The organism is Shewanella sp. MF05956 (genome assembly GCF_059758055.1).
The window spans coordinates 200,087-216,802 of record NZ_JCAYNV010000010.1; the positions used below are offsets into that span (position 1 = coordinate 200,087).

The window sequence follows — 16,716 nt, forward strand, 5'->3', positions numbered from 1 at the left end:
TAAAAAATTTGGCTTTAATAAACGAAACTTAGAGCGTCGCTTTGTGTTGGCAACACACATCCCATTCAAAAATAAGGATCGACATAGCAAAGACGTTACTGATGTCTACCACCATAACCATCAAAGCCATTTCATACTATTTGGGTTATAAAAATGAAAGCTTTTTCAATTGGCGATTTAAAGTCAATACGAGTGTCACATTCGCTAGATGACGCAATGGATCATCGATTTACATCAACCAACTCACTAATAAAGTTGAGGTATGTAACATTAAAATTTATCCCGTCACATAACAATTAAACCATTTCCGGTGGCAAGGGTTTACTATACAAATAACCTTGTAAATTAGTACATCCCATAGCCTTAAGTAACTCTTGCTGCTCTATGTACTCGACACCTTCAGCTATCGTACTGAGCTCTAAATTAAGTGCTAACTGCACGATTGTGCGAGCGATAGCGGCATCTTTTTGATTACTCACAATCCCGTCTACAAACGACTTATCAATTTTTAATGTATCAATGGGGAAACTCTTTAAGTAGTTTAATGAAGAGTAGCCAGTTCCAAAATCATCAATAGCTAATTTCACACCGAGTTTTTTTAACATAAATAACAAAGCAATCGCCTCATCGACGTTACTGATGATTGCCGATTCTGTAATTTCTAGCTCTAGTAGGCTTGGTGGTAAACCGGTTTCAGTTAGCGCACTTTTAACGTGGTCTAAAATATTTGCATGGTTGAATTGCAATGCAGATAGATTGACAGCCATGCGTTGAAAATTTGTATCTGCAATATGTATCTGCTTCGCTTTATTACAAGCTTCAAGCAAAGCCCATTCCCCTATAGGAATAATCAAGCCGCTACTTTCAGCAATCGCGAGAAAATCTATCGGAGCTAATAAGCCTCTTGTGGGATGATTCCAACGTAATAATGCTTCGTATCCAACAATTTCCCCATCAATTGAATTAACTTGTGGCTGATAATAAAGTAATAGCTGATTACCTAAGATAACGGCTTCTCGGAGTTCGGCTTCAAGTTGAAGTCGATCCATTAATGCTTTGTGCATTTCATGTGAGAACAGTTGGTAACTATTTTTTCCGCTATTTTTGACTTGATACATGGCTGTATCTGCATGTTGCAATAATACATCGCCAGTAGCGCCGTCATCTGGATAAAAGGAGATGCCTATGCTTGCGGAAATAAAAGTCTGCTGCCCTTGAATAAAGAAGGGCTTGGAGAGTGAATCAAGAATTCGCTGAGCAATATTAGCAACGTTTTCAAGCTGGTCTAATTGACATAAAAGTAGCGTGAATTCGTCACCGCCCAAACGCGCAAGATGATCATTTTCATAATCAAGCCTAGTTCCCACACTGATTTGATCCGATATACGTACAGAATCTTTAATACGTTTGGCCGCTTCACATAATAATTGATCGCCAGCTTGATGCCCCAAACTATCATTTATTCTTTTGAAGTGATCTAAATCGATAAACAGTAATGATAATTGGGTTGTTTGCCGCTTTGCTAAAGCAATAGCGAAGTCCAATTGCATAAGAAACTTACGTCTATTGGGCAGATCCGTTAACGTATCGTAAAAGGCATAATAAGCGATTTCTTGCTCTGATTTTTTGCGGCTCGAAATATCATGCAAGGTGCCATTAATTAGCGGTTCACCAAAATGATAAGTGATATCTGTTCTGTCATGCAGAGTAATGACTTCGCCACTACTATGTAAAATACGATACTCTATATCATATGGTTTTTTGGCCTTTAAGGCACCCATGACAGTTGTCTTTAAAAAGGACCGATCATCAGGATGAACAACTTCGAGCAAATAAGGCAGCGTAATTTTTACTTCTTGAGGCTTCAAACCAACCATACGATAAACTTCATCAGAACAGTCTAATGCATCGGATTTAAAATCCCATTCCCATGAGCCTAAGTGAGCAATACTCTGTGCTTTGGCAAGCTTGTTTTTACTCTTGGTTAATTCCTTTATCGTCTTATTGGCTTTAAGAACATAGTGGATTCGATGGCTAAGCAGCGGCCACTGAACGGGTTTCGTCATAAAGTCTGTAGCACCAACATCGAAGGCTTTTTTAATATCTTGAGGCTGATCTAAGGCGGTAATCATTATAATGGCGACATTATCCCCTCCGGGTAATGAACGAATGACAGAGCAGCATTCAAAACCATTCATCATATCCATCGATACATCGAGTAGTATTAGATCTGGCAAATGTTTGGAAAACTGCTCTATGGCTTCCTCTCCACTGCATGCTTCAATAATATTACCCACGGACTGACTCAGTGCCCGGCGCATTAGCAGTCTAATGACAGGATCATCATCAACGATTAATACCACATCTTGAAGTGTATTTAACGACATTAGACAAGCCTCTCTAACTTTAGGTAATTCAACATCAAAAGAATCCCCAGATTGATCCATTTCTGAATTTATGTTCACTTTTGAGAGCATGGGCATAAATATTGGCATCATTCATCATTAATCATTCATCACTCTACGCTCTCATCAATTAAGTCTACAGGTTAGCTATTTTCGAGGCTGTTACTCAAATTGTAACGTTTTTGAGGGGATTTAGATGGCTTAAATGAGCTGATAAATAATGATGTTACTCGTAAAATAATGTTTCATCATCGTTTAACCTCGAGTGCTAATTTTAAGACTTGTGAGCTGACTTTTAATCCTGATTGTTCTAAGATCTGCATATTAACCTTAAAATATAAGCGCTTATCTTGTTCGACAATTTCAATCATCCCGCCCTGCATCTCAAACCCCGAGATATCCGAAACCGTTAAAATCGCTTTATTTTCTACCGCTAATAATAAGCGATGTGTTAATTCTCTAGACTTAGCATCAATAAATACCACATCACACTGTTCGACTTTACTGATATCGGATAACTGAATAACCGTGACTGACTGATTGGCCAATGTTTTATTAGCAAGCCCCGTAAAGCTGTCATGATATTGATTACCGAAGTAACAGATTTTCCATGCAGACATTTCATTGAGTCGTGATTCAGGCCACTGAGTAAACTTAGCAAAGTTATAAGTTAGTGCGGCCTTTAACTCGAACGCATCTTGCGCAATAGCGGTACCCGGAAGCAGAGAAAAGCCCATCATCCATAATGAATACAATAACTTCCTACTTAAACTGACTTTTTTCATAATTGCCAGCTTAAAAAGTTAAACTTGCTTTAACGTAATAACTAGGCCCGACTCGATAAGGGAATTGATAGTTCTCGCCTTCATACTCAAGGTGAGCAGGATGAAGTAAATTCTTTCCGAACGCCGATAACAAGACATCAGGAGTTACAGCCCAGTGCAACCCAATATCTACACCATGGTAGCTATCAATGGTCTTAGTACTAAGGTCATTGGTATTGATGACATAAGCGTCACCCATATATCGCCACACTAGATTAAGATCGATATCATCAGTAATGCTCCAGTCCATCATTGTCGACAACATATGCTCTGGCGCATCAGTGTTTTGACTTTGATTTTCACCAAATTCATTTTGAATAAAGCTATAGTTCAGTTTGAATTGGATAGCATCGGTTGCAGCCCACATAGAAGAGAACTCGAAGCCATAATTATGTCCTTTGAGATCATTACCAAATGTTAAGTATTGCGAAATATAATTAGGAAAAGTGCTGAAATCTGTTGTGCTGGTGAGAGCACTGCGGAGTTGACTATAATCGTTATAAAATACTGTTGAGTCAAATGACCATTTTTTTGCAGGCGTAACACGGTAACCCAATTCATAGGAAATGATTTCTTCAGATTGATAATCTTCGTTACCAGCCACCCATATACTGACCAATGGAGACTCATCCGAAGGCGGTATATTTTGTGCGTTAACTGAGAGATTATTTTCGACCCTAGATGGTGTTCTTATTGCACGAGATACAGAGGCCCACAAATTATTTTTTTTATTCAACTGCCACATTAATCGTATATTGGGTTGGATTTCTAAACCTGTGTAGTCAAAGTGTTCAACTCGTGTTGCTAAAGTAAGCCACAATTCATCATCTATCAACGTCATCTCATCACGAACAAATGTGCTCCACAAATGAGTTCGAGTTGATGCTGACTTACTGCTTACAATAATCGTACTTTTGTCAAAATCGTCATTTATGAAGCGGTAACCTAGCCCCCAGACAATGTTATGGTTTTGCCCTACAAGCAGTTGATGCTGGAAATCAACATCAAGGGTTTCACTACTAAAACCATACCAATCATCATCTCTTTTTGCATAATCGTAGTAAGTTTGCAGACTATATTGAGAGGTTGGCGATAGCGCTTTAGTGAACTTTGATAACAGATTAAAGCCATCGCTGTTTACTTCATCATTATTATATTCAATATATGATGGACCAACCAATGTTGGATAATAGGATGTCTGCTGCATTTGAGTGCGATACCAATCACTGCTCAACATTAGGCTTGTGCCGGTCTCAAGCTCTATATCAACGCGGCCCCCAACTTGCAGGTGCGTCCAGTCGTTATCTTTATCAACACTTGTAGAAGGACCCACAAGATAATCCCCGAGATCCTGCTGATCATGCTCAAGTGAGTCTTTACTATGACCTTTTACATACACTCTTGATGTAGCGTTATCGGATAATTTGGAACCATAACGAAAACCTGCAAATCCTTGCTCATAATCACCGGCACCTAGTTCTGCATAACCGCCAGAGGTGTCCGCACTGTGTTTGGTGATAATATTAATAACACCATTTACAGCATTAGCCCCCCACATAGCAGCACTAGGACCCCGTATCACTTCAATACGTTCAATATCGGCCATCAGTGTATCTTGCACTTCCCAATAGACGCCTGAAAATACGGGTGAATAAAGGGTTCTACCATCCATCAACACTAATAACTTGTTGTTGTAGCGGCCGTTAAACCCACGACTACTGATAGCCCACTTTTGCGAGTCAATCTGGGCGACATGAAGTCCGGGCACATCGCGAAGAGCTTGCGGGATTGAGGTTGCCCCAGAATGACGAATATTTTCGCTCGATATGACATAGATTGCAGCAGGTGAGTTAGATAAAGGCTGCTTTTGTTTAGATACCGAGGTGACTTCAACATTCAGTAATTCTTGTAGACTTAGATCGAAAGAGGTCGGCTCGGCAGCGATGACTGTAGAGCTTGTGAACAGGCCCAATAATGCAGCATAAGAAGTAACTTTTAACTTTAACATTTTCAACAATTCCTTCACTGTTCTAATAGCAGGTGTGTCAATCTAATGATTAAAGCATCAAAAATTACACTATGAATCTTCGCGATAAAGCTAAAAAAAGTATGCTGTAGGGTAACATTATGTACTATTTTTGGGCAATTCAACATTAAAGGAACCAACAAATCGATCCGTTTGTAAACTTATGCTCATTTTTAAGATCTCAAGCATGAATGTCAGCACCATCAAGCTCGGCATTTTTCGTGATTGATACGTAGGCTTAATGCGGTAGTAAATGACTTCATTGAAGATCACTTGATTACTATTGACGGTGAAATATCACTGTATTTATTGTTGTGGTACGTAATCACTCATGTTTGGACACTCTTTTTAAATAACCAAATACAATTTAGTGGTTTAATTCTAAAAGAAAGTGTTTGTTTAATTCCATCAAACGTGAATAAACACCCATGGCGTCACACGTGTTGCCGAGTACATAGTCTTCATTACAATTTCACGGTTACATAAACCATGTAAAAAAAACGAAGACAATCTTTTAATCTTAATAATCAATTTGATAGATTATTTTTAAGTGGTTTCAACAAAAAGATTGTCTTCGTTTAATTCCAATTGTCTTCGTTTTAATTTCATCATTTCAACTAAACCGCCAGCCCAGCAGCAACACCAGAACTCCAAGCCCACTGAAAATTAAAGCCACCTAACCAACCACTTACGTCCATGACTTCACCAATAAAGTATAATCCAGAGACCTTGTTTACTTGCATGGTTTTAGATGACAGTTCATTGGTATCTACACCACCTAATGTTACTTCTGCGGTGCGATAACCTTCGGTGCCGTTCATCACTATTGACCAGTTATTGAGTTCATCAGCCAATTTTTCACGTTCGCCGTGTCCTAATTGATTGAGGGCTTTATCCAGTTGAGACTCTTCAAATAGGGCTTCAACCAAGCGTTTTGGCAACCACTGACTTAGGGTATTGCGTAGGCTTTGTTTTGGATGATGTTTAAGCGCAAATTCAATTTTATCTAATGCATTTTCACCGGGTAGTAAATTGATTGAAATCGCTTCACCGGGATGCCAGTAATTTGAAATTTGTAACACCGCAGGGCCTGACAAGCCGCGATGAGTAAACAATAAGGCTTCACTAAACTGGGTGCCATCTTGTGCCGTGATAGTGGTTGGCACAGCAATGCCTGACAATGGCTCAAACCGGATTTTTTGATCTGCATGCCAAGTAAAAGGCACTAAGCCAGCGCTGGTAGGTAATACTTTTAAGCCAAATTGTTCGGCAAGTTTATACCCGTATGGCGTAGCCCCTAATTTCGGCATCGATAATCCACCAGTGGCGATTACTAGCGATGTGCAACTAAAGTCACCATTTGAGGTACTTAAGCTGAAGCCACTCTCCGTTTTACTTACCGAGAGCATTTCTGTGCGCAACTTTACCTTAACCCCTGCCCATTCGCACTCGGTCATCAACATGGTGACGATGTCTTTGGCTGAATCGTTGCAAAATAACTGACCGTGATCGCGCTCGTGATATTCAATACCATGGCGTTCAACCAACTCAATAAAATCACTTGAGCGATAACGCGCTAGAGCCGATTTTACAAAATGCGGGTTGCCGCAAATAAACTGATGTGGCTCAACTTTTTGATTAGTGAAATTACAGCGGCCACCGCCACTAATCAAAATTTTACGACCAGCTTGTTTGGCATTGTCGAGCACCAACACATCACGACCTCGATAGCCCGCAGTTGCAGCACACATTAACCCTGCTGCGCCTGCACCGATAATGATTACGTCATGATGTTTCACGTTTGACTCCACACTGTTCAAATTGGTTATTTGTATTAAGAGTTGCACTTTAAAATGCAAAAAAGGACGCTATTTTAGCATCCTTTTTGATATCTACTCACGGTTAACTTAGCTGCTCTGTTGCACTATTTTTTGAGTGTTTCAGATTTTTTGTCTCGGCTAAGTAACTCTTTTGCTGCTTCTACTGGCGCTTTACCTTGGTATAGCACTTGATAGATTTGCTCAGTGATGGGCATTTCTACCCCTAGGCGTTTGGCTAAAGTAAACACTTCTTTGGTGTTACGGTAACCTTCAACGACTTGACCAATTTCATCTTGTGCGGTCATCACATCTTTACCTTGGCCTAGCGCCAAACCAAAGCGGCGATTGCGCGACTGATTGTCGGTACATGTCAGCACTAAGTCACCTAAACCTGCCATCCCCATAAAGGTAGATGCATCGGCGCCAAGCGCTTCACCTAAACGAGTCAGCTCAACTAATCCACGGGTAATTAATGCAGTACGTGCATTAGCACCAAAGCCAATACCGTCTGACATACCAGCACCAATGGCAATAACGTTTTTAACCGCGCCGCCTAACTGGATACCAGTAAAGTCGTCGTTAGCATAAACACGTAAACGTTTTGGGCTGTGGAGTAGTTCAACTAAGTCGTGGGTGAACTGAGGGCAAGTACCTGCAACCGAAATGGCAGTAGGTAAGCCTGCGGCGAGTTCTTTCGCAAACGTTGGGCCTGACAATACCGCTAATGGATACTGTTCTCCTAACTGCTCACGAGCAACGTCTTGTAATAAACGGCCAGTTTCAGGCTCTAAACCCTTAGTAGCCCATACAATACGTGCATCTTCGCGCAATAATGGCTTAGCTTGTTTAAGCACATCACCAAATACATGGCTTGGTACAACAACCAAAATATTCTTGCTAGCGGCTAAGGCTTTACCTAAGTCAGGTTCGATTGCTAAACAATCAGGAAACTGAATGCCAGGCAAAAACCGTTCATTGCTGCGGCTGTCTGCTAATACTTGCATGCTTTTAGGATCGTGACCCCAAAGCAAAGTCTTATGGCCGTTGCTTGCCAAAGAAATAGCAAGGGCGGTGCCATAAGACCCCGCCCCTAATACCGTAATTTCGGCAGTGTTACTCATAAATTATGCTGTTGCTTCTTCAGTTGCAGCAGCTTGACGCTGTTGAACATACTGAGCAAATAGTGCGTCAAAGTTAACTGGCGCTAGGTTTAGTTGTGGGAATGTACCACGGCCAACTAAGTTACCTACTAATTCACGTGCGTATGGGAACAACACGTTAGGGCAGTATGCACCTAAAGAATGAGCAAGTTGCGGCTCTGTTAAACCAGAGATAGAGAAGATACCCGCTTGCTGTACTTCACATAGGAATGCTGTTTCGTCGCCATTTTTTGCGGTAACAGTAAGCGATAAAATCACTTCGAATGTGTCATCAGACAATTTGTTGCTGCGAGTGTCTAAGTCTAATTTTACTTCTGGGTTCCATTCTTTCTGGAATACAGCTGGGCTGTTTGGCGTTTCAAAAGACAAATCCTTTGTATAAATACGCTGAATGTTAAATTGTGGTGCTTGTGCTTCGTTGTTTGCGACTTCAGCCATAATGTCCTACCTATATATGTGTTATTTAGCTTTTCTGTGAAGCTAATTGTGTTGGGCTTTCGCAACTAATAATCAATCGATTGACTTATCGTTAGTGCTGTCCCGTAAAGTTGATTTTGCTGAAAAGCTTTCAACAAAACCTTGTTTATAAGCAGTGCTAGCGCATTCCCAATTTGTTAACACTGCATATATTAAGCGGCGTATTAACGCTTGCTTTTAACTACGGGTAAATTTGCACCCTGCCATTCGCCCATGCCACCTTTAAGGTTTAACACGTTTTCAAAACCTTGTTTAATAAGGAGTTGAGCTGCTTGTGACGATGTCATACCTGAGTTACATACTATTATAATGGGGCTAGTTTTGTACTTTTCAAGGTTTGATACTTGATTATTTTTAATTTCAGACAAGGTCACGTTTAGTGCATCAACAATGTGGCCTTTCTTAAATTCTTCTTTACCGCGTACATCAACAACTTTGGCATCTTGCTTGTTAACCATGATGGTTAGCTCTTGATGACTGACGTTTTTCACTTTTGATGTACCAGATTTAATGACACTCACTACTAGCGCCACAAACAAACCGACCCACGCTAAACTTAACATTGGATTAGCTTTAAAAAATTCCATGTACTCTTGCATAATTACTGATTTCTCTGACGATGACTAAGATGAGATGCCACCGAGTATATCGTTTTGCTTGTTAGTTTTCATTAGTGAAACGCCTAAATAACGTGTTTATTCGTGACCGGCGCCACTTTAATGAATGCTTTAGTTATATCTTCAAACCTATATGGCTTTTGCACGCTATCGATAAGTAGTAATATTCATACAATTGAAATTTTATAACACTTCCATTTTTAACTTAAAAGGTACTTGCAAATGACTAAGAAACGTCCTTTAGCACTACTTATCCTTGATGGCTGGGGCTACAGTGAAGATACGCAAGATAATGCGGTTTTTCATGCCAATACTCCTGTCTTAGATAAGCTCAATGCCCAATACCCTCACAGTCTTATTTCAGGTTCTGGAATTGATGTTGGATTACCCGATGGCCAGATGGGCAACTCTGAAGTGGGTCATATTAATATTGGCTCTGGTCGAATTGTGTATCAAGAACTCACTCGTATCAGTAAAGCCATTGCCGATCATGAGTTTGAAAAAAATGCTGCTCTTTGCGACGCTGTAGACAAAGCTATTGCTGCAAATGGTGCGGTGCACCTCATGGGACTATTGTCTGCCGGTGGTGTACACAGCCATGAAGAGCACATTGAAGCTATGTGTCGTATGGCTGTTGAGCGCGGTGCAACAAAAGTCTACTTACATGCCTTTTTAGATGGCCGTGATACGCCACCCCGTAGCGCTAAAAATAGTTTGGTTCATTTTGATGAGCTATTTGCCTCATTAGGTCATGGCCGTACTGCATCGATTATTGGTCGTTATTTTGCAATGGACCGTGATAATCGTTGGGATCGTGTGTCGCAAGCCTACGAATTAATTACTGAAGGCAAAGGTAAGTTTAGCTACACAAGCGCACCAGAAGCACTTGAAGCGGCTTATGCGCGTGATGAAAATGATGAGTTTGTTGCTGCATCTGCCATTGTTGATGCTCAAGGCCAAGCGGCAGAGTTAAACGACAACGATGCGTTAATTTTTATGAATTTCCGCGCCGATCGTGCTCGCCAAATCACTCGCACTTTCGTGAACCCTGATTTTGATGGTTTTAAACGTAATAAAACACCAAAAATCAACTTTGTGATGTTAACAGACTACGCGGCAGACATTAACGCTCCGGTAGCCTATCCATCAAGTGATTTAGTGAATACTTTAGGTGAAACCCTACAAAACTTGGGTAAAACCCAGCTGCGTATTTCGGAAACTGAAAAATATGCTCATGTGACTTTCTTTTTCAATGGCGGCAAAGAAGAGCCATTCAAAGGAGAAGATCGTATTTTGATTCAGTCGCCTAAGGTTGCTACGTATGATCTGCAGCCTGAAATGAGCTCGACTGAATTAACCGATAAATTGGTCGCGGCGATAGAATCGACAAAATATGATGTGATCATTTGTAACTATCCTAATGGTGATATGGTCGGCCATAGCGGTAACTTTGATGCCGCAGTTAAAGCTTGTGAGGCGGTTGATGCCTGCATTGGTCGTGTTGTTGAAGCATTAGCTAAAGTTGATGGCGAATGCTTGATTACTGCCGATCATGGTAATGCCGAAAAAATGAAAGATCCTTCTAACGGACAAGCATTTACAGCTCACACAAGTAACTTGGTGCCGTTCGTTTATGTCGGTCGTGATGCCGTAATAAAAGATGGTGGACGTTTGAGCGATATTGCGCCAACTATGTTAACCTTGATGGGCCAAAGCATCCCGAAAGAAATGAGTGGACGCTGTATCATTGACCTTAAAGAGTAAACATTAACTCGTGATAACTCGTTTATTTATTAAAGCCAGCATTGTTGCTGGCTTTCTAATCCTTTCATGTACGGCAACTAGTGCTGACCTGACCTCTCGTCAATCGGCGTTAAAGTCTATTCAAGCACAAATAAACCAACAGCAAAACTCGCTAAAAGATACCAGTAAACAACGCGAAAAGCTGATCGCTTTATTAAAAAGCGATGAACAAGCCATTGCTAAAGCGGCGCAAAAAGTTAATCAATCACAAACCTCATTGACCGCCGTTAACACCAAATTACGCGAATTAGACAAACAACAAGTCGAACTCGCCACCGTAAAAAGTAGTCAACAAGAAACCTTATCAAAACAATTATCTAGCGCATATCTTGCGGGTAATCATGATTACACAAAAATGATGTTGAATCAGCAGAACCCGGCAACCGTTGAGCGCATGCTCGCTTATTACCAATTTTTAAATAATGCCCGAATTAAAGCGATTAAACAGCTAAAACAAACCAGCATTGATTTAGATAAAGTGAAGCAACAGCAAGTCACTTCACAACAAAAACTCAATGCATTGGTAATTGAGCAAAAAAAGCAGGCCCAGCAATTATCGAAAGAACAAGGGCAGCGTAAACAAACGCTAACCCAGCTTCAGCGAACCTTGTCGAGCAAAGGTGCTGAACTAGAACAATTGCAAATAGAAGAAGCCAGTTTAAAACGTATAGTTCAGCAAGCCATGGTTACCGCTAAGGCCAACCCCACTATGGACGGTTTAGCCAATCAACGCGGCAAGTTAAAATGGCCGACTAAAGGCCGAATGAGCAAACGCTTTGGCAGCAGTCGTTCAGGGCAAATTGTTTGGAAAGGTAGTGTATTGGCCGCACCTGAAGGGCAAAACATTTATGCTGTCGCATCAGGTAAAGTCATTTACGCAGATTGGTTACGCGGGTTTGGTATGGTGTTAGTTATTGACCACGGCAAAGGCTACATGAGCTTATATGGCCATGCACAAACACTGTTAAGACAACCTGGTGACATGGTTAAAAGCGGGGACTCTATTGCCCTTGTTGGTAGCTCAGGCGGACAAAGCGAACCAGGGTTATACTTTGAAATACGTAATAAGGGTAAGGCGGTCGACCCGGCTTATTACTGCCGCTAAGATTTTCGTTATGCCTTATGTTAATAAACAATTGCACTGCTAACTAACTGGCCGTTTTAGGCTGTGAATTGTAACCATAAATCGACCGAATGAATAATCAGATAACCATAACCCATAAAAAGATAAGTTAACGTGCGAATTCAATTCATTATTTTACTTTGCTTGTGCAGTATATTCCCTGCAAGCGCTGCTAAGTTAGCCATTATCATTGATGATATTGGTTATCGGTTAACTGACGAAGCCGCATTAACGCTACCGCAAAACATTACCTTATCAGTATTACCTCATACACCTTTGGGCCAAAAACTGGCTAACGATGGTCACAAAAAAGGTCACGAGATCATGTTGCATCTGCCTATGCAGGCCTTAAACGGTAAAGCATTAGGTCCAGGTGGGTTAACTAACGACATGAGTGAAGCACAAATAAAACAGCAGCTACAATCCGCATTTAATAGCATTCCTTTTGCCAAAGGGGCTAATAATCATATGGGGAGCTTATTAACCCAAATGGACGATCCTATGTTATGGGTGATGCAAAGCCTCAAGCAACAGCAACTGTTTTTTGTCGACAGCGTGACGACTAAATACACTAAGGCGAGTGATACGGCGAATCAACTTGGAGTGCCATTACTAAGAAGGCATGTATTTTTAGATAATGATGTCAGTCCACGCGGACTTGAAAAGCAGTTTAAGATAATGATCCAAAGAACAAAGCAGCAAGGTAAGCTCGTTGCCATTGCACATCCTTACCCTGAAACCATTCGCTTTTTACGTGCTAATCTCGCCCGTTTAGAAGCCAATGGTATTGTGTTGGTGAAAACCTCGCAGTTATTTGATGACATTAACCTTGCCACCTCAAATCAAGCTAATCCAACTGCAACACTGAAATAGACAAGTCAGGTAACGTTGCCAAAATATCAGACCGATTATCAACAATATCAGCCAAAGTATATTGGTCGAGCACAGCCAGATATGCAGCTACAGCTTTACCTAACACGCCTTTGAGCTTACAAATAGGCGTAAAACGGCAATAAGGCGATTCACAATCAATTGGTGCGAGCGAATGCTCTAAATCACGGACCAATTGGCCTAAATGGAGCTGATCAGCAGTTTTAGCAAGCTTGAACCCACCACTTTTACCGCGAATAGTCTGCAAATAGCCCAACTTTCCTAACTGATGAATGATTTTAGCCACGTGGTTCGACGATAAATCAAATACGCTGGTGACTTCTGCAATTCGAAACAAGGTTTCCCGCTCTGGTTGCACCGCGAGATACATTAAAATCCGAATACCAAAGTCCGTATATCGAGTCAATTGCATGATTTAAATTATCCAAAGTAAATAATAATCGAAGGTTAGCATGTCGAAGATTCTAAATCAGTGATCAACCATAAAGCTTGCTCATTTGTTGTACCACAAACGTCAATACTTGCAGAAAACGCTCCGCAGACATCGGGCCGCTCTGGTTGACCGAAAATCATACACAGATTGTCGTCATTCAATTGAATACAACGCACACCAGCAGGTTTACCATTTGGCATCCCCGGAATGGGGCTGGTAATTGAAGGTGCAATGCAGCAAGCACCACAACCCAAACGGCAATTCATAACTATTCCTACTGATTATAACGACAGATTTTATTTAAAAACAATGCCATATAGACATGTTTAATTACATTATTCGGACACACAATAATTGAAACAACAGGCAAGCTGAGGCAAGTTATCTGTGATACTTTTTCACGAGCACTATATCGGCGTATATTAGATCACATTTTAGTTTTTAAGCATTAAACCGACAACAATCATAGTGGTACAGTAGACTCTCTTCAGAAATAAGGAAATTACCAATGAAACGTCCAGTTATTCTCGATTGCGACCCAGGCCATGACGATGCCATCTCATTAATTCTAGCACTAAGCTCAGACAAATTAGACGTCCTTGCAGTGACGACCAGCGCCGGTAATCAAACGCCAGATAAAACCCTCAACAACGCTTTACGTGTGCTCACCTTACTTGGCAGACATGATATACCTGTGGCAGCAGGAGCACCTAAACCTTTAGCGCGCGAATTGATTATTGCAGACAATGTGCATGGCGAAAGTGGTCTTGATGGCCCTAAGTTACCCGATCCCGCATTTGCACCTGTCAACCAAACAGCAATTGAGCTGATTGCAGAAAAAGTCAAAAACAGCAGACAACCGGTGACGCTCGTTCCTACCGGTCCACTGACTAATATTGCGCTATTTTTATCCGCTCACCCAGAGCTACATCATAATATCGACAGTATTGTACTTATGGGTGGCGCAGCAGGAGTAGGCAATTGGACACCCGCTGCTGAATTTAATATTTTTGTCGACCCTGAAGCCGCTGATATGGTGTTTAAATCGGGTATTCCAATCGTTATGTGTGGCTTAGATGTTACTCATGAAGCGCAAATTATGGATGAAGATATCGAGCGTATAAGAGTCATTAACAACCCAATTGCACAATGTGTTGCTGAGTTACTCGACTTCTTTATGATTTATCATCGAGATCCTAAATGGGGCTTTACCGGTGCGCCGCTTCATGATCCATGCACCATAGCCTGGCTTTTAAATCCGTCATTATTTACCGCTGTAGATTGTTGGGTTGGCGTTGAAACCAAAGGCGAACATACTCAAGGTATGACAGTGGTCGATCGCTATCAATTAACAGGCAAGCCACACAATACAAAAGTATTGTTTAATATCGACCGTAAAGGATTTGTCGACTTTATTGTTGAGCGTCTAAACGATTACTAACCCATCAATGTCATGCAGATGTTGTCTGCATGACAATAAAGGATATTCATGAGCACTTTATTAGTCGTCGGCAGTGCTAATGCCGATCACGTTCTGACATTTGATAAGCTTCCTCACGCTGGTGAAACCTTAATATGTCAACAATACCGCTTAGAATTAGGCGGTAAGGGAGCAAATCAAGCTGTCGCAGCTGCACGCTTACGTGGTTCACAACAAACGGTGAGCTTTATCTCTGCTCTAGGTGACGACGCTAATGCCAAAACGATGCGCGATGCATGGGCCTCTGATGGAATAAATCTAACGGGTTGCTATCAGATACCTGGTCAAAGTACTGGAACAGCGATGATTTTTGTTAATCAGCTGGGTGAAAATAGTATCGGGGTAGTCCCAGGTGCAAATGCATACTTATCAATTCAGCACATACAACAACAGCAAGCATCATTTATCCAGGCAAAATATATGCTTATCCAACTAGAAACGTCTATCGAGAGTGTTCATGAGGCTTTATTGTTGGCGAGAAGGCATCAATGCACAACAATACTCAATCCAGCACCTGCTGCAAAATTGTCTGATGACATACTGAGCTTAGTAGATATCATTACACCCAATGAAACCGAAGCGTTCACACTGACTGGGATAAAAGTTGTTGATCAAAGCAGCGCAGCTAAGGCAGCTAATTATCTTCATAAACAGGGTGTTAACAAGGTCATTATTACCCTTGGCAGTAAAGGCGCATATATTAGCGAGCAAGGTTCTGGACAAATCATACCAGCCCCCATAGTCAATGCGGTTGATACGGTAGCTGCTGGGGATACATTTAATGGAGCATTGATGGTGGCATTAGATGAGGGGCATAGGCTTATAGATGCGGTTATCTTCGCCAATAAAGCATCGTCAATTGCAGTGACTCATCATGGCGCCCAAAACAGTATTCCTTACCGAGATCAATTAAATTAATCATCACTGCCATTTTGTAAGCGTGACATAGCGGCTTGACCATGACAGCGAATCTACAAACAATGCCGATGGAATGACTAAGGGATCGCGATAACATTCTTATCTAACAGAGCTACCGCCCCAACTTCAGTATTAGTTTTAAATTTCAGATACAAAAAAGCCTCGTCGTTAAACGAGGCTTCGATGTCATTAGCGGAGCGGACACTGATTGTGATTGTGATTGTGATTGTGATAAAAATGAACCCGCGACATCAGTTTAACAAGCCGCCTAAAACTTATAGAAACTCTACCACCCGAATAAATAGGGTGAATACCAATCAATCTCGGGGATTTCAGCCTCGTGAACATTGCGTCCTAGCTGAGCTATCGCTCCAACTTCAGTGTTCGCTTTAAATTTTACATACAAAAAAGCCTCGTCGTTAGACGAGGCTTCGATGTAATTGGCGGAGCGGACGGGACTCGAACCCGCGACCCCCGGCGTGACAGGCCGGTATTCTAACCAACTGAACTACCGCTCCTTTAGCAAGTTGCTTACGCAGGATGCTAAATGCTTTTAAGTCGCTAGTGTGTCATCACTAGGAGACTTGCTCTTTCGAGCCTCTCTTTTCAGAGAAATTAGGCGCCTGGAAATGACCTACTCTCGCATGGGGAGACCCCACACTACCATCGGCGATACTGTGTTTCACTTCTGAGTTCGGAATGGGATCAGGTGGTGCCACAGCTCTATGGTTTCCAGACA

The 16,716-nt window shown here is 41.4% G+C and carries 14 protein-coding genes, 1 tRNA gene and 1 rRNA gene; 5 read left to right on the top strand and 11 right to left on the bottom strand.

Features of this window, described 5'->3' with window-relative positions:
* Positions 1-296 precede the first annotated feature (296 nt).
* The 7 genes from AC19MX_RS12990 to AC19MX_RS13020 form a co-directional block, all read right to left on the bottom strand.
* The gene (locus tag AC19MX_RS12990; RefSeq protein ID WP_498298560.1) at positions 297-2,498 is read right to left on the bottom strand and encodes a two-component system response regulator; all 2,202 of its coding nucleotides are present in this window, start codon (positions 2,496-2,498) and stop codon (positions 297-299) included.
* A 155-nt stretch (positions 2,499-2,653) separates the two neighbouring features.
* A complete protein-coding gene (locus AC19MX_RS12995) occupies positions 2,654-3,190 on the bottom strand; it encodes a YfiR family protein (RefSeq protein ID WP_498298562.1) in 537 nt (178 codons plus the stop codon).
* Between the two features lie 10 nt (positions 3,191-3,200).
* Positions 3,201-5,237 (bottom strand): TonB-dependent receptor plug domain-containing protein, encoded by a 2,037-nt coding sequence (locus tag AC19MX_RS13000; RefSeq protein WP_498298564.1) that lies wholly within the window; start codon positions 5,235-5,237, stop codon positions 3,201-3,203.
* 635 nt (positions 5,238-5,872) lie between these two features.
* On the bottom strand, positions 5,873-7,054 hold the full coding sequence (locus AC19MX_RS13005) for a BaiN/RdsA family NAD(P)/FAD-dependent oxidoreductase (protein ID WP_498298566.1): 1,182 nt from the start codon (positions 7,052-7,054) through the stop codon (positions 5,873-5,875).
* 125 nt (positions 7,055-7,179) lie between these two features.
* Positions 7,180-8,196 carry an NAD(P)H-dependent glycerol-3-phosphate dehydrogenase gene (gpsA, locus tag AC19MX_RS13010; protein ID WP_498298567.1) on the bottom strand — a complete coding sequence of 339 codons (1,017 nt, stop codon included), beginning with the start codon at positions 8,194-8,196 and terminating at the stop codon, positions 7,180-7,182.
* A 3-nt stretch (positions 8,197-8,199) separates the two neighbouring features.
* Complete coding sequence (gene secB / locus AC19MX_RS13015) at positions 8,200-8,673, bottom strand: protein-export chaperone SecB (RefSeq protein ID WP_188958027.1); 474 nt, start codon at positions 8,671-8,673, stop codon at positions 8,200-8,202.
* A 203-nt stretch (positions 8,674-8,876) separates the two neighbouring features.
* On the bottom strand, positions 8,877-9,311 hold the full coding sequence (locus AC19MX_RS13020) for a rhodanese-like domain-containing protein (protein WP_498298569.1): 435 nt from the start codon (positions 9,309-9,311) through the stop codon (positions 8,877-8,879).
* 240 nt (positions 9,312-9,551) lie between these two features.
* On the opposite strand from AC19MX_RS13020, the gene gpmM reads away from it, so the two are divergent.
* The 3 genes from gpmM (at position 9,552) to AC19MX_RS13035 (ending at position 13,128) form a co-directional block, all read left to right on the top strand.
* The gene (gpmM, locus tag AC19MX_RS13025) at positions 9,552-11,093 is read left to right on the top strand and encodes a 2,3-bisphosphoglycerate-independent phosphoglycerate mutase (protein ID WP_432405924.1); all 1,542 of its coding nucleotides are present in this window, start codon (positions 9,552-9,554) and stop codon (positions 11,091-11,093) included.
* Between the two features lie 10 nt (positions 11,094-11,103).
* Positions 11,104-12,237 carry a murein hydrolase activator EnvC family protein gene (locus tag AC19MX_RS13030; protein WP_498298571.1) on the top strand — a complete coding sequence of 378 codons (1,134 nt, stop codon included), beginning with the start codon at positions 11,104-11,106 and terminating at the stop codon, positions 12,235-12,237.
* A gap of 132 nt (positions 12,238-12,369) precedes the next feature.
* On the top strand, positions 12,370-13,128 hold the full coding sequence (locus AC19MX_RS13035) for a divergent polysaccharide deacetylase family protein (protein WP_432405930.1): 759 nt from the start codon (positions 12,370-12,372) through the stop codon (positions 13,126-13,128).
* Here AC19MX_RS13035 and AC19MX_RS13040 read toward each other — a convergent pair.
* Positions 13,103-13,558, bottom strand: coding sequence for an Rrf2 family transcriptional regulator (locus tag AC19MX_RS13040; RefSeq protein ID WP_160056216.1), 456 nt, complete (start codon positions 13,556-13,558; stop codon positions 13,103-13,105). The two genes, AC19MX_RS13035 and AC19MX_RS13040, sit on opposite strands and share 26 nt — an antisense overlap.
* Positions 13,559-13,593: 35 nt before the next feature.
* Entirely contained in the window at positions 13,594-13,845 is a 252-nt protein-coding gene (locus AC19MX_RS13045; RefSeq protein WP_432405936.1) for a YkgJ family cysteine cluster protein, read from the bottom strand.
* A 242-nt stretch (positions 13,846-14,087) separates the two neighbouring features.
* Between AC19MX_RS13045 and rihA the strand changes: the two genes are divergently transcribed.
* Together rihA and rbsK are read left to right on the top strand one after the other, a co-directional pair.
* The gene (gene rihA, locus AC19MX_RS13050) at positions 14,088-15,020 is read left to right on the top strand and encodes a pyrimidine-specific ribonucleoside hydrolase RihA (protein WP_498298574.1); all 933 of its coding nucleotides are present in this window, start codon (positions 14,088-14,090) and stop codon (positions 15,018-15,020) included.
* Positions 15,021-15,068: 48 nt separating this feature from the next.
* Positions 15,069-15,977 (top strand): ribokinase, encoded by a 909-nt coding sequence (gene rbsK / locus AC19MX_RS13055; RefSeq protein WP_498298576.1) that lies wholly within the window; start codon positions 15,069-15,071, stop codon positions 15,975-15,977.
* Positions 15,978-16,418: 441 nt separating this feature from the next.
* Here rbsK and AC19MX_RS13060 read toward each other — a convergent pair.
* Positions 16,419-16,495 (bottom strand) — tRNA-Asp (locus tag AC19MX_RS13060).
* A gap of 103 nt (positions 16,496-16,598) precedes the next feature.
* A 5S ribosomal RNA gene (rrf, locus tag AC19MX_RS13065) occupies positions 16,599-16,714 on the bottom strand.
* Positions 16,715-16,716: the final 2 nt, after the last annotated feature.

Excerpts from the sequence above, each read along its gene's own strand:
- AC19MX_RS12990 (WP_498298560.1), bottom strand. The coding sequence starts at position 2,498 with ATGATGCCAATATTTATGCCCATGCTCTCAAAAGTGAACATAAATTCA.
- AC19MX_RS12995 (WP_498298562.1), bottom strand. The coding sequence starts at position 3,190 with ATGAAAAAAGTCAGTTTAAGTAGGAAGTTATTGTATTCATTATGGATG.
- AC19MX_RS13000 (WP_498298564.1), bottom strand. The coding sequence starts at position 5,237 with ATGTTAAAGTTAAAAGTTACTTCTTATGCTGCATTATTGGGCCTGTTC.
- gpsA (WP_498298567.1), bottom strand. The coding sequence starts at position 8,196 with ATGAGTAACACTGCCGAAATTACGGTATTAGGGGCGGGGTCTTATGGC.
- secB (WP_188958027.1), bottom strand. The coding sequence starts at position 8,673 with ATGGCTGAAGTCGCAAACAACGAAGCACAAGCACCACAATTTAACATT.
- AC19MX_RS13020 (WP_498298569.1), bottom strand. The coding sequence starts at position 9,311 with ATGCAAGAGTACATGGAATTTTTTAAAGCTAATCCAATGTTAAGTTTA.
- gpmM (WP_432405924.1), top strand. The coding sequence starts at position 9,552 with ATGACTAAGAAACGTCCTTTAGCACTACTTATCCTTGATGGCTGGGGC.
- AC19MX_RS13040 (WP_160056216.1), bottom strand. The coding sequence starts at position 13,558 with ATGCAATTGACTCGATATACGGACTTTGGTATTCGGATTTTAATGTAT.
- AC19MX_RS13045 (WP_432405936.1), bottom strand. The coding sequence starts at position 13,845 with ATGAATTGCCGTTTGGGTTGTGGTGCTTGCTGCATTGCACCTTCAATT.
- rihA (WP_498298574.1), top strand. The coding sequence starts at position 14,088 with ATGAAACGTCCAGTTATTCTCGATTGCGACCCAGGCCATGACGATGCC.
- rbsK (WP_498298576.1), top strand. The coding sequence starts at position 15,069 with ATGAGCACTTTATTAGTCGTCGGCAGTGCTAATGCCGATCACGTTCTG.